Raw genomic sequence first — 13,365 nt, 5'->3', positions numbered from 1 at the left:
GATGTAGTGGGCGCGCAGATTGAGAATGGTTCAAGTCATGATAAACATTATTGAGACGACAGATGCAGCGCGTCACCTCGACCGTGAGGATCTTCAGCGCTTCACGGAGGGTGAGCATCGGGATATCGTGCTGCCCGTCTTCAACATCCCGGCCCGTTACCTGAAGCTGCCCCAACCGCCACTCCTTTTTATGGATGAGGTGACGGAAATCATTTTTATTGATCAGTCGGCGAAAAAAGGCGTCATCCAAACGCATGTCTGCCTTGAAGACAGCCCGCTGGGCGGTGTTGCCGGGCGTGTATCACCGGGCATCATGGTTGAGTCGCTGCAAAGCTGCCTCATCCTCGCCGCCTGCCTGAATCTCGACATTGAACATGTGGGCGCTTACCGATATCGCCTGTTGGAAGGGGAGGTCAGATGGTTGGCGTCGCTCCCGATGCTGACAGACCAGCTGACCTGCAAAGTGACGCTGTCAGGCCGGTTCAACGTCGGATCGATTTATATTTATCATGTTGCGGCTGAATGCTGGTGTGCTGACACCATGCTGATGACCGCGCGCGCCGGCCGTTTGATGTTTGACATTGATCCTGACAAGTCCCGATCAATGGCGCCGTCAAATTTTGTCGTGGCTGCGGCAAGTCCATCGACAAAACCCCTGGCCCATTCGGGGACAATGTCGCAGCGCCAGCAATTTTCCGCTGAGGATGTCGCGGCCTTCTCGGAGGGACATACTTATCGGTGTTTCGGAAAGGGGTTTGAGCAAACGCGATGGCATCAGCGCGCCCCGCGGATCCCGGCCGGGATGATGCGCATGATTGACGCTGTCGAGGCTTTTGACCCGAAAGGCGGCCCGTGGAAGCGCGGTTATCTGCGGGGCATCATGGCGGCGACGCGGGATAAATGGTTCTTCGCCCGCCATTTCGAGGGTGATCCCTGTATGCCTTCAAGCCTGATGCTGGATGGCGGTTTTCAGCTCATGTCGTTTTATCTCGCCGCCTGCGGCTTTACGATTGATCGGGATGGGTGGATTTTTGAGCCAAGTACCGCGAATTTCTTCAAATATAAATCGAAGGATGAAATCACCCCTGATTGTGAGGATGTGCATTTCGAAATCTTCGTGCACGATCTTTTGATCATTGAAAATACACCCACCTTGCGGGCTGACTTCAGTTGTTCCGCCTCTGGGCGGCGCGTTTTTTATGCGTGGGATATGGAGATCAGATTAACAGACGACCCTCTCTTCAAACCCGTTTCCCGCGATGCAGCGCCTTCAGACGACTTCGCGGCGGTCCTGCCTCTGACAAATCGACCGTTGGCAGACATTGAAGATGACATGATTATTGATATCAAAGAGGCAAACTGGCTTTATGATCACCGACCAGTATATGGCGTCCCCACTTTTCCGCTCGCTTACACTCTAGACCTCATCGCGTCCGCCGCGCGCAGCGTTTCCGGTGGACAAAAGATTGTCGGGCTGCAGAATGTTCATGCGATGAAGTGGATTATCGCAGCCCCTGACCCTGTCAAACTTCGAACGCGCGTGACAAGGCTTGATCACGCAACGGCGCGGGTCAGGCTCGCTGTCTGGCGTGAGGCGCGCAACCCGAAATTATCGCGCTATGAGGACGCGGCGAGCGCCACCGTAAGTTTCGCGCCCGAATATCCGGAGGCGCCTCAGCCGATCACGCCGCCGCCAGACCTTAAACCGGTCCGCGATCCTTACACGGCGGAGTGGGCCTTCCACGGTCCCGCCTTTCAGAAGGTGCGGCAGATGAACATGTCCCGAAGCGGAAGCCTGACAATATGTGATGCGTCGGAGGGCGCTGTTCCTATCGGGGGCCTGGCTCCCGCCCTGATTGATGCCGCGTTACATGGCCTCCCTAACCATAGGCCGCGCTTATGGTGCCACGATATTGGCGAAAATTTCGTCTCATTCCCGTCAAATTTCGATGAGGTCCAGATTTTCGGCCCCACGCCCGACTCAGGCGAGGTCACCTGTATCGCGCGATTTGGCGGGTACGATGGTGACCGATTGATCACGCAACATGTCGATATTGTGCGGGCAGGGACGTTATGGATGCGGTTTCGCTTGACCATGCGGCTGTTCGATCTGGGCCCCTTGGGTAAAACGCCGTCGGATAAACGTCGGTTATTTCTACAGCGGCAGCATGTTCCCGGTGTGGGGCTGAGCCGGATGGATGGGGAAACGACGCGGTTGCGCATTCAGGATATGCAGAGTCTCGCCTTCCTGCCTGGGACGATTGAGGACGTTTATGCCATCCCCTCGACGGAGAAACACCCGGAATGGCAGATCGCGATTAAGGAGCATGTCGGAACGCGCACGGGTGTCCACCCCTCAGAAGTTGATTGCCGCGTGGCCGCCAGTTCCGAGGCGTCGATATCGACGCTTGAACAACTCTGCCGCAGGTTCAGGATTGATGTGCAGGATGATGGCAAGGTGATTTCGATCACAGATCATCCCGCGCACGCTTCGTGACATCCTGCCTTACGTGAAAAGAATGTTTCCGCTGGAGGGTCTAAGATGAAGACAATCTCGATGACGGGTGTAACCGGCTTCCTCGGCGCGTCACTGGCGGCCAGATTATTATGTGCAGGCTGGCGCGTCATTGCCCTGTCGCGACGCGACCCTGATGGGGCCCGGACGCGCGGCGCGATTGAAGAGGCACTCAACGGGTTTGATATAATGCTTCCCGACTCTCACTGGGCGCATCTCGTTGTTATCGACGCCGCCCAACGGCCGCTTCATACGTGCCTGGAGGATCCGCTTGTCGCGGAAAGCGATGTTTTCTGGCATGGCGCGGCTGAAATGGCTTTCCTCAACAGCAACCTGCCGATAGCTTTCCGCTCCAATGTGTGTTTTACCTCTGAGATGTATCAGACGATCCGACGGGTCGCGCCGAATTGCCAGCGTTTCTATTACGTCTCAACAGCCTATACATGCGGTATGGGGGGCGCACTGTTCTGGAGGAGCTTCACACAACCTATCCCTGCATCAATGCCTACCAGACATCCAAATGGTGTGCTGAACATGCTCTGAACCATCTGCATCAGTCCCACGGCCTGCCCGTCACCATATTTCGGCCGACAATGATTGTCGGACATTCAAAAACGGCGTGGACGCGTAAAAATGGTCTCGGCATTTATCGTTTCGTGGATGCCATCGTGATGATCAAGCGATTGGGCGGCTCTGCCATCCGCATGAACCTTTCCGCGACCGGTCGGCCGGATATGGTCCCGATCGACCAGGTGATAGAGGAGGCTTACGGGCTCCTCTCCGATCGGCGGGCGGAAAGCGGCTTTGAAATTTTTCACGCCGCGGCGGGCTGTCCGTTTACGACGCAGCAACTCACCACGATGGGTGGGCAGATCCTCGGCGTGAACGTCACATACGGGCCGCCTGAAACGGACCTGGACCGTGAGGCCCATAATCTGACGAAATGGCTTCTGCCATTTGGCAGTGAAACCTGGCAGTTTGATCGCTCCCAGCTTGAAAAAACCCTGGCGCGAAACGTCGCACCGATTACGCCTTCGGCTGAGGATCTCCTCAAACTCGTGCGATGGTATTGCGCCAGCGAATGACTTTATCGATACGAAGTGGCTTTATGTAACGCTTTAAACGTTTGAAGTCTGGCATGAGGTTGGCGCGCGCATGACGATAATCAGCGGCTTTGTTCGTTACATGGATTTAATTTGCTCCTTATTGGTAAAAAGGGGCATAATGTAAGTGTAGATACGGGAGTGAATAAAGACAAAAATATTTACAACATTTTCAAAAGAAATATCACCCAAATTTATTTTAGATTTACATTATTCTCACCTGGTCTGAATCGGGCCAGATGCTGCCGTGAGGTAAATGGCCAATCACGTTGACAAGCTGGCTTGGATTTCATCCTCGTCACCTCCTGCGATCGTCATGTTTCGCTGAGGGTTGATCGACCGTGCATGAGTTATTGGACCGAATTGCTGTGTTCTGGCCCGATTCGGAAGTTACAAGCCGCGCATCGCTGCCTGTTGGCGATAACAAACTATTTGGATAAGGGTGCCCTGAGCTTTGTTTGCGACGATGATACGCATCTCGCGGCATATAAAAATAGAGAATTTCCGGCGAAAATGACGATGGATGACGTCCATTGTTATAAAAATAACAGGATACTCTCATGCGTTTATTATTGTCATTAATTTTCATCTTTTCGATATTTTCAGTCCAGAATATTTATGCAGTCGCTAATGATGTGCCTAATAAGGGCACGGTATTCAGGGTGGATACGCGTCCACCGGACGAAATTTTCAGGGATGGCTTTCGATCATGGGGTGACGACGACAATGTCCGGGATCACTCCACGGGTGCAAGCTGTTATAATCACCGCCGTGAGAGCGCCTTCGTCGCTGTCACGACGGACCCCGAATATGCGGGCCAATATGCCCGGCGACTTGCTGAGCAGATGGAGGGGACCGCCTATGTTTACATCATCACATCTCGCGACAATATGTATAATTTTTTTGAAACGCTTCGTCTGGCCGGTTATCAGACGGGTCTCGGCATGGCGGAAAGGCAATCGGAATGGATTGCCGTGGGCTCAATCGCTGCAAATACAATTTCCGGTGTGAGAGCTTATGTTCACGGCGTCGCGCCAACACCGCCCGTAATACATAATCCAAATTTCAACCCCAGTCTTCAACCACAAATCAACACGCAGTCTTATCGTCAGAGAACGGCAGACGCCTTGCCCGGTGAAGTTGTCTGGGAAGCCAGGCGCAATCCCGTCATCGGGGCCTGTATGGCGGCCACACTCTGGTGCTCTCATAGCAGCGCGCGATCAAATAATGTCGCATGTCGTTTCCGGGAACAAATCGGACCGGTGACCTGGGCCGCCCTAGAAGATAACAAATGGTGAAACATGAAAAAAACAATGATAATGGCATTTCTCTGTGCAACATTTATCGCCTCCCCCGTATTTGCGCGACCCTATTTGCGGGAATACTGCCACAATATTAATGGACGCTTTTTAGAAGACTCTCACGTGAGAAACTTCGCCATATTCGTGACGGAGAGCACGCTCAACATCATGACGTCGAGCGCAGGCGACCCCTTTTTCATCAATACAAAAGATCCCAACTTTGACTCGATCTACAGCACTGTCCGCACGGCGGAACTCGTCGGCACGACGATCGATTTCTGCTACCTGCCGCAAGATCACAGTATTGTCGGAATGAGTCTCAACAGGTTGTCCTGATGGCGGGAATTGGATGCCGTTTTTAGGAATTGAGACGGCATTCTCGTCTCATCAACAACGAAAAAAGTTTGGGTTTCATAGGAAGGATTGAGACTGGGCGGAGCAGCATGCTCCGCCTTTTCTTCTTCTGGTCTTGACGGCCGATTCCGCTAAGAGCTCGGTAAGGTGGGTGGCGCCGATGATGCGCCATCGGCGCAGGCTCAGCGCGTATGGCGATGGCCGGACCTGCGGCAACGATCTCGTCAGGGGCGCGCCGCGGCCAATGCTTCGCGCCTGTCGCAACATGATGCCCGGAAGGTATGCACCCAAAAAAAAAGTAAAACCCATCGGCAGGATGTGGCGCGATAAATGATCGCTGAAGTGACGGAATTCATGACGGGGGCACCTGACATTGCGCGCTCGAACGACCATTGTTGCAAAGTCTCGCGCGTCAAACATTGTATAGAGGCAAATTGAACCGGATAAAAGGAAATGAAGTCGCGTTATTCACTCTGGCGATGAGGGAGATTTGCCACGAATAAACCCGGACCCGACGATGGGTTACCGCGCAAGATCATTGAGAATTTTCAGATATCCTTGACAATACAGCGGATCAAATTTTGTTTAATGAAAATCTTATCGACAGTCACCATGAAAGATAGGCGTTGCGATTGTTGAAAAGAAACTATATAATAATTTATATATAATAATAAAAAAGATAGTGAAATGTCTGAAATCAGAAAAATAAGAGAATTTACGTCAACTGTACTCAAAACAAAAATAACGGGACTTTCTGATGAAATCGCTCGCGATTATCAGGAGTGTTCCGTCAAGATCACCGGCTTGAATGCGAAGCAAACGGTTGATCTGAAAATCGAGGCCATTGACGCCGGTGAGTCAACGACGATCTTTGCACAGAAAATCACCTTGGGTAAGGAGGTGCATCTCGTCGGGCCATTAAAAATTGACCGTCGATGCCAGCTTGTAATCAGCGGTGATGTGTCCGGGCAATTGATCAATCCTGCGGATTGTAAGATTGAGTCGGTTATTTCTTACGATGATTCTTCGATGAAAACTTTGAGATTAGGTGTTTTCTTCGACGGTACGGGCTGTAATGCCCATAATAGCGAGAAATACTTCAACTCCTTCACCTCGATCGGTGACTATCTTGAAAGTTTGATCGAGAGAGTAAATGACAGTATCGTCCCGAAATCATATCGGTATTCGCCCCAGCTCAGTTACGTATCCGGTCTATCAAATATCTGGAACCTTTATAGAAGTTTCACTGAAGGTCGTATCGATAAAAAGACCTACCAGGCGAAAACGTACATTGAAGGCGCTGGCACAAAAAAAGACGCGCTCGACTCAATGTTTACGATGGGCACAGGGTGGTCACCGCCCGGGGGGCCTCAGACAGGGGTCATCGCCAAAACGGATGATGCCGTGAAGCAGATCAAAAAGCTGCTCGCCAAACTCGGAAATGATTTCGATCGCGTCGAATTATATATTTTCGGCTTCAGTCGGGGTTCAACTTCTGCGCGCCACTTCGCGAACAGGATTGAAAAACAGGATCGCACACTTCTTTCCGCGTTTAACACGGCAAAATACGGCGCGCCGGAAGTCAGGTTTATCGGATTATATGACACGGTCGCGTCCATCCTGGCGCTCTCTCAAGGGGATATTGATGTCGGTGACAGCAAAACCGGCGATGTCGATATTTCAATGGATGATGCCATTGCCGGAGACGTATTCCACATCACGGCTGGTCACGAAGTGCGGGAAAATTACTCGTCAAATCACGTCACGCCTGTCTTCAAAAAGGAGCTGAAGCTTCCCGGTGTCCATGAGGATATTGGCGGCCAGTTTCATGAGAAGGTGGAAGAGCGCATGTATCTCACACAGGTACTCTACAGTTCTTCACGGCAAAAAATCGATAATGAGGACACATCCTCTTACAAAAAATCCAAGGAGGATCTGCAGAGGCTCCTCAACGTCGTGCATTGGGGAAAAATATACGAGGCGAGCGGGATCTCCATCGCATCGGAGGTGCGGGACAGGCCGCTCCTCCCCACGCTTTACGCAAATGCTGTCCAGTTACGGCGCGAGGCTGTTTATCCGGGGCTCAATTTCGTGGCCTTTCAGGCCATGCGCTATTACGCCGGGAATATCGGGCTCGCTTTTTCCGAGCTTCCGGGAGAGGATGTCGAGACTATTCCTGACGATCTGCAGGATCTTCATGATCAGGCCCTGCAGCAGATTGATCATCTCCTGGCTGGCGGCACGGCGACAAGTCTCGTGGATTATCTTTCACCCGCTCTGGGCGCGAAATATGTCCATAACTCCGCTTTCTGGGATGAAGCCCCTAATGACCTGGTTGTCGATGAAACGGGGATCATTGATGACGCGACCTTCAATCTGCTGCTGATCAATCGCCCGCATGAGGGGAATGTGCGTCGCGAATTCAATGCGGATGGCAGCGTCTATACTGATCCCGCCTGATGATGACAGGACCGCATCGCAAATGCGGTCCGATTGAAGCGGCTTGAACCTAACCCGAACGATGGCATGCGGGCGCCACTTCCGTCCGCAGCGCCTACGTTCGGGTTGATCGATCGCTGTCAATGAGGTTCGGGCAAAGAAGTCGGCGTGGATGGGGTGGCACGACTCATCATCCCGCGTCCCGACAGGATATAACCCGTCGAAAGATAAAAGCGGACATCAAAATTTACGATTTCTTGGCAAATGCAACGTATCTTTTTCCCAAGAGCGATGCTGTAGAAATTCACTGCGGTAAAAAGAAAAACCTGTCTCTGCGCCTCAAATTTTTTACAGGATGACCACCATGCGCAGCAGCGTTTCGACAAGAGAACTCTGCGGGAAAATATAAAAAGACGGGGGTGTTTGTGAATTCCATGGGACCGAATCAAATTTACCTGATGATCACCTTTGCGACCGCTTTCGCGTTCATCTTTATATCCCTGCGCATATTGCGCGTTTTCAGACAACGCGGCGAAATAAGGAAGGCTGTTCGGCTTACCCGGGAATGTCTCAGGGACATTGGAAGCCACGCGGATCATCTGCGAACGCGCAGGGGACAGACATTGCGCGGAAATCTCCCTTATCCGACCGCCGCCACCGGGTGGGAAAGTGAGAAAAAAACGTTCATCTCCGTCCATTTAAGACCCATATTGAAACAGATCCGGTCCGAAAGTGACCGCGCGACCGCCGCGACACAATGTTCAAAATTCATTGAACTCATTGCGTCGTCACCGAATGTGGATCAGGACGTGGCGGGCTCAGAAATAACGGCCGCCACGGTGCGCGCACCCTTTTGACCTGAAGCTGCTCAGAGCCGAGGCGTCACCTGCTGTCATGCCCCTGGATGCGCATTGCGGCATTTTTTGACGAGATTCTCTGCAGCAATGAACCGTCTCATTTATCCTTATGATCTGACCAACGTGCCATGAATGCTATTTGCGGTGAGGGTAATCGTCTTCAGAAGGTCGCTTATATTTGCGGTCACGGCGGTGAACAGGTCTCGGTGACACGCGAAGCGCGACCTCTCGCAAATTCAGGGTTTTTCGTCCAATGGCTGGTTGACAGTGCCTAATCGGCTCAAACAAACCATAAAATCTTGATATTGTTGCGCATGACACGCGCTAAAACCGTATAAGTTAACGGTATCACGCGCCAATAATAAAAGTAAAACAGTTTTCAAATTCGGGAAATTTCGAAAACTATCTGTTAATATCAATCACAAAGCGCAAAGATGTCATTTCGTTACCGAAAACTGAATCAGTTTTTAACAAAAATTACTGTAATCTTTCTTACCATGAATCTAACAGGCCCAAGGAATTTGGGTGATGCGACGCCAGGTGAGGCGCGCAATTGCGATCTTCTCCCTTCGCAATTGTCCGAACCGGCCATGTGAATTCTGTCCGGGCGCTTCACACCATGCGGTCGGCGTCGCGCTGATTCAGGGAGATCGTGAAGTGACGCAGAACAAGACTGAAAACACACCGGCAACAGCACGAAAATATCTGAGAGACAGGGAGCAGAAACGTCTCGACCCATCCGCAGCAATGGATGAGCAGCTTAAGAAATACCGCTTGAGCGCTGCCGGTTTTGCGGCTGAAAGCTCGGAAATAGAGACGAAATGGACCTGGAATTACAATACGGGCGGGCACGTCGCGTCAATCGACATGCAAGGTTCTGTTGGTCAGTTCATCATTTATTATTGGCTCAACTTTGCATTTCAGAATAATGAGCTGATGTGGGACGAAATCGGCAGGATGCTGCCCACCGAGCATGATCCACATCAAAATTTCTACTGTCTGCCTATTCCTGGCTCGGTCCAATGGAATGCTTATGACGGCGTCGATATCACGACTCCCGTTCTGGCGATGGGCACCGGTGGCGTGTCTGGTATAAATTTTCATCGATCCGGAAGGATTAGTGGTCAGATCATCAATCCGGCGGGAAGACTGGACCTGAGAACCGATGAAAACGTCACTCTTACAGTAACAAATGCTTTTGCGGCCAATACATATTTAGGCATGGAAGCCCACTCGACCTACTGCTACAAGGGAGAAGCCGCTAATGTGATCATTACTTCTGCAGGTTACCGCGTCAATCTTGTCGACGTTACTTACAGAAACGGATATTCCCTAACAACTTATCGTTGGGCGCAGGTTTTTACGAACGGTCAAATTAACTGCGGTGACGACACCACCATTAAAACGGAAGGTTCGGGGATCATCGTCCTCGACTCCTATACAGGGCTCAGTGTGGGTGAGCGGACGACTTTTACCGGTGATTTCGTCATCGGGTGGAATGTCTGCTCCCTCAATGCCGCTTATCACAGCTTCATCCTCTCTGCCGGGACACACATGGCTGTCTCAAACTACCTCAATTTCGGGGGTCACGGCTTCACGGGGACGGGTGAAATGGCCGTCTTCGGAAATTATAGGGATTATGACTGGCACACATCGGAAGTCCAATGTTCCGACGGTGCGACGATTGGTAATCTGACGCTCGGTTACAATCCTTTTTACAGTCTCGGCATCGGTGGTAAATCGACCGCGGTCGGCAATAAAACCGTGGTGAATAAGCAGCCATTATACGGCGTTAAAGCAAAGTTCAGTGGGACAATCAGCCTGAATGGCACGCTCAATCTGGGTGGCGGGGACGGCGTCTCTGGCACGCTTACCCTGGCCGACAATGCAAAGATCACAGATCCGAAGAATCTTGGGAAAATCAAGCTTGTCAATCGTGACGGTGTGCTGGAACTCGGCAAGTCTGTTACGCTCGATGCGCCTCTGACAATGGATGATGGCACGGTCACGTGCGACACAGGCGATCACTTGAAATCCCTCACGATCAATGGCGGCACGTTCAAGGCGACATCCGGCACCTCCTACGCCACTGAGCTTTTAATCGATCAATTCACCCAGAATGGTGGAACATTCAGTGCGTCATGGCTGAAGATTTCCGGGGACGCATCGATCAGCGCCGGGTCTTTCAAAGCTGAAACACTTCAATGCGGTGGTGCATTGAAAATTTCGGGAAAGGGTGCTGCGCAGATCGATAGCGGTGACCTCGGGGACGTCACCATATCGAGCACGTCAGACAATATCATCGGCGCATCTTTCACGACGCTCGCCCTGACGACAGGGAATTCAGGCGTCACCACCCTGACAGACGCCTATTTGACGACCATCACGGTCTCGGCCGGCACACTCAAATTCACAGCAAAAAAAGCCTCCGTGACAAGCCTCACCGTAAATGGCGGCACCGTCAGCGGTCGCAATACGATCACGATCTCGACACTCGAGGTTAAAGGCGGTTCGCTGAACTTCGACAGCTTGATCATCAAGAAAAAACTCACCGTCAGCGGCGGCTCCCTCACCGTCAAGACCATCACGTACACAAATGATGTGCTGGCCATCTCAGGCGCAGGTAAGGTCAATCTCGCAGGTGGCACGCTTGGCGCGGTGACGGTCAATAGTTCTGCCGATAGTTCATTTGGCGCGGATATGTCAGGCCTGACCCTGCAAAGCGGTAATTCCGGCACGGTCAGCTTGACAGGCGGCACGCTCGACAAGCTGACGCAGCAGGCCGGCACGCTGAAAGTCACGGATAACGTCACCATAAAAGCGCTCAACCTCACCGGCGGCACGACGGAGATTTCCGGCACACTTAACTTTGACGGCACGTCTTTTTCCGTCGGGCCGGATGTGACAGTAAGGCTGGATGGCGGCAAGCTGATCATCAATCAGGCCGGGTCGTTCAATCCCAAGGGAAATTGGGAAGTCACCAGTAAAGGTGGCACGATTGACTTCGGCACATCCTCAGCCGAGTTGACGTTTGGAAAGGGGCTGAAGCTGGCTGGCGCCCTGACCTTCACAGGCAAAGGTGTCGTCACACTCACTGCAGATGTTCAAGGGGATGCCGAGAGTGACGTGATTCACGTTAAATCGGGCGTCACATTGCGGGTCTCGAAAAACGTTACGATTGCGCCGAAAATTCAACTTCATGGTTCAGCGGAGATCTCTTTCGAAGATGGCGCGCATACCTCTGCAACTGTGACCGTCAGCGACGAGGTTTCAGAGTCCGGTTGCACGATCAGCTTTAAGCAGGACCTCCCCTCTGATCCGGCCGTCACCCACATCACGGTCAAAATTGAAAATTTTGGCGATGGGGTCAAGCTCGATATTGAGGGTCTCAAGCAGCAAAATATGACGGTCAAGCGGGCTTATTATGAAGCGGGTAAAATCCATATTCTGTATGAAATCGCCTCAGAATCCGCGAATACCAGATCGAGCAAGCTGCATGAACTTATATTTGACAATGTCTCGGGGAAGAACCTCAAGGATGGACAGGATCTCACGGTTAATCCGGACGGTCATGGCGGGACGGAGATCGAGACGTGCTTTTTAAGTGGCACGCGGATTTACACGCCTGAAGGCTGGCGTCTGGTTGAGGATCTGCTACCTGGCGACGCTGTGATCACGTATGAGGATGGCGCGGAAGTTGCGACGGCTGTTCGCTGGGTGGGTTCGGGCGATGTGACGTGCCGGATGGATGTTCCTGGCGACCTTGCGGGCTACGCTGTGCGCATCGTCAAGGATGCTTTCGGCCCGGGTGCGCCGTTTGAGGATGTTCTGGTGACGTCGGAACATTGTGTTTTTGTGGATGGCGGGCTGATCCCTGTGCGTATGCTGGTCAATGGGGGCAGCATTGCCTATGAGCGTGAGATGCCGACATATCGTTTTCATCATATTGAGACGGAGAAGCACGCGATCATCAGTGCGGCGGGGCTGCATATGGAGACCTATCTGGACACGGGCAACCGGGCGCGTTTCAGCGCGGGGCGTGGCGTTGTGGGCTTGCGGCCGAAGACGGTGTCTGAGCTTGCGGCCCCGTTATATGTGACGCGTGGGCAGGTGGAGCCTGTGAGTGCGCGCCTTGCCGGGCTTGAGGTGTGCCGTGAGCGGCTTCTGGCATTGCCTGAGGGGGCGCGGTCTGAGGCCTGTGTGACGATGGATGCGGGACTTCACCTTTTAATGCCCGATGGTGGGGCGCTGTGGCCTGTTTCGCATCGTGAGGGGGGGTATGTCTTCAACCTGCCGAAGGGTGTGGATGCGGTGTGCCTTGTCAGCCGGGCGAGCCGGCCTTGTGATGTGATTGGTCCTTATGTGGATGACCGGCGGATGCTGGGCGTGCTGGTGGGGGCGGTGCATCTGATCGGGCCGCAGCACATCACCGAACTCACGCATCATTTCACCGATGATGCCCCAGGGTGGCATGGTGTCGAGCATCCCGCCGCAAGGTGGACAGATGGTTGCGCCGTCTTGAAATTGCCTGACCAATCCGCGCAATCATGCGCCTCAATATTGCTGCATGTCAGAATATTAAGTTGCGGCCCTTATCTGACCGATTTGAAAAAAAACGCGAACAAAGCTGAAGCCGTCGCGGCCTGATGTCGACAGCGGGATGTTAAAACGGCTTACACCGGATTCAGTCGTGAACGCCGTGTTGAGGACACGGCGTTACGCGTGGATGCAGCGCAATAAGAGGCGCGTGAAAAGAGAAGGTCAGAAAAGAATAGCTGACACTACGGATATTTTAA

At 52.6% G+C, this 13,365-nt stretch carries 8 protein-coding genes; 7 read left to right on the top strand and 1 reads right to left on the bottom strand.

The annotated features are described in order from the left end of the window. Positions 1–37: 37 nt before the first annotated feature. The 6 genes from CGLAMM_RS01980 to CGLAMM_RS01955 all read left to right on the top strand — a co-directional run bounded on the left by CGLAMM_RS01980 (position 38) and on the right by CGLAMM_RS01955 (position 7,733). Positions 38–2,497 (top strand): hotdog family protein, encoded by a 2,460-nt coding sequence (locus CGLAMM_RS01980; protein ID WP_394819558.1) that lies wholly within the window; start codon positions 38–40, stop codon positions 2,495–2,497. 45 nt (positions 2,498–2,542) lie between these two features. Then, on the top strand, positions 2,543–3,058 hold the full coding sequence (locus tag CGLAMM_RS01975) for an SDR family oxidoreductase (RefSeq protein WP_394819559.1): 516 nt from the start codon (positions 2,543–2,545) through the stop codon (positions 3,056–3,058). Next, positions 2,959–3,600 (top strand): SDR family oxidoreductase, encoded by a 642-nt coding sequence (locus tag CGLAMM_RS01970; RefSeq protein ID WP_394819560.1) that lies wholly within the window; start codon positions 2,959–2,961, stop codon positions 3,598–3,600. Before CGLAMM_RS01975 ends, CGLAMM_RS01970 begins: the two co-directional genes overlap by 100 nt. 578 nt (positions 3,601–4,178) lie before the next feature. Continuing rightward, complete coding sequence (locus tag CGLAMM_RS01965; RefSeq protein WP_394819561.1) at positions 4,179–4,916, top strand: scabin-related ADP-ribosyltransferase; 738 nt, start codon at positions 4,179–4,181, stop codon at positions 4,914–4,916. A gap of 126 nt (positions 4,917–5,042) precedes the next feature. Beyond that, positions 5,043–5,255, top strand: coding sequence for a hypothetical protein (locus CGLAMM_RS01960; RefSeq protein WP_394819562.1), 213 nt, complete (start codon positions 5,043–5,045; stop codon positions 5,253–5,255). A gap of 822 nt (positions 5,256–6,077) precedes the next feature. Beyond that, the gene (locus CGLAMM_RS01955; protein WP_418115281.1) at positions 6,078–7,733 is read left to right on the top strand and encodes a DUF2235 domain-containing protein; all 1,656 of its coding nucleotides are present in this window, start codon (positions 6,078–6,080) and stop codon (positions 7,731–7,733) included. Between the two features lie 119 nt (positions 7,734–7,852). On the opposite strand, the gene CGLAMM_RS01950 is transcribed toward CGLAMM_RS01955, so the two are convergent. Beyond that, positions 7,853–8,410 (bottom strand): hypothetical protein, encoded by a 558-nt coding sequence (locus tag CGLAMM_RS01950; protein WP_418115280.1) that lies wholly within the window; start codon positions 8,408–8,410, stop codon positions 7,853–7,855. Positions 8,411–9,097: 687 nt separating this feature from the next. Here CGLAMM_RS01950 and CGLAMM_RS01945 point away from each other — a divergent pair. Next, complete coding sequence (locus CGLAMM_RS01945; RefSeq protein WP_418115279.1) at positions 9,098–13,216, top strand: Hint domain-containing protein; 4,119 nt, start codon at positions 9,098–9,100, stop codon at positions 13,214–13,216. The last annotated feature ends 149 nt before the right edge of the window (positions 13,217–13,365 follow it).

The sequence above is a fragment of the Sorlinia euscelidii genome, assembly GCF_036452135.1.
GTDB classification, from domain to species: Bacteria; Pseudomonadota; Alphaproteobacteria; order Acetobacterales; family Acetobacteraceae; genus Sorlinia; species Sorlinia euscelidii.
Note: the sequence above shows the minus strand (reverse complement) of the source record. Positions and strands in the feature narration are given on the sequence as shown.

Bases quoted from the DNA above. Each gene is read 5' to 3' on its own strand.
- CGLAMM_RS01980 (WP_394819558.1), top strand. From the start codon at position 38: ATGATAAACATTATTGAGACGACAGATGCAGCGCGTCACCTCGACCGT.
- CGLAMM_RS01945 (WP_418115279.1), top strand. From the start codon at position 9,098: ATGCGACGCCAGGTGAGGCGCGCAATTGCGATCTTCTCCCTTCGCAAT.
- CGLAMM_RS01970 (WP_394819560.1), top strand. From the start codon at position 2,959: ATGCGGTATGGGGGGCGCACTGTTCTGGAGGAGCTTCACACAACCTAT.
- CGLAMM_RS01965 (WP_394819561.1), top strand. From the start codon at position 4,179: ATGCGTTTATTATTGTCATTAATTTTCATCTTTTCGATATTTTCAGTC.
- CGLAMM_RS01950 (WP_418115280.1), bottom strand. From the start codon at position 8,410: ATGGACGGAGATGAACGTTTTTTTCTCACTTTCCCACCCGGTGGCGGC.
- CGLAMM_RS01975 (WP_394819559.1), top strand. From the start codon at position 2,543: ATGAAGACAATCTCGATGACGGGTGTAACCGGCTTCCTCGGCGCGTCA.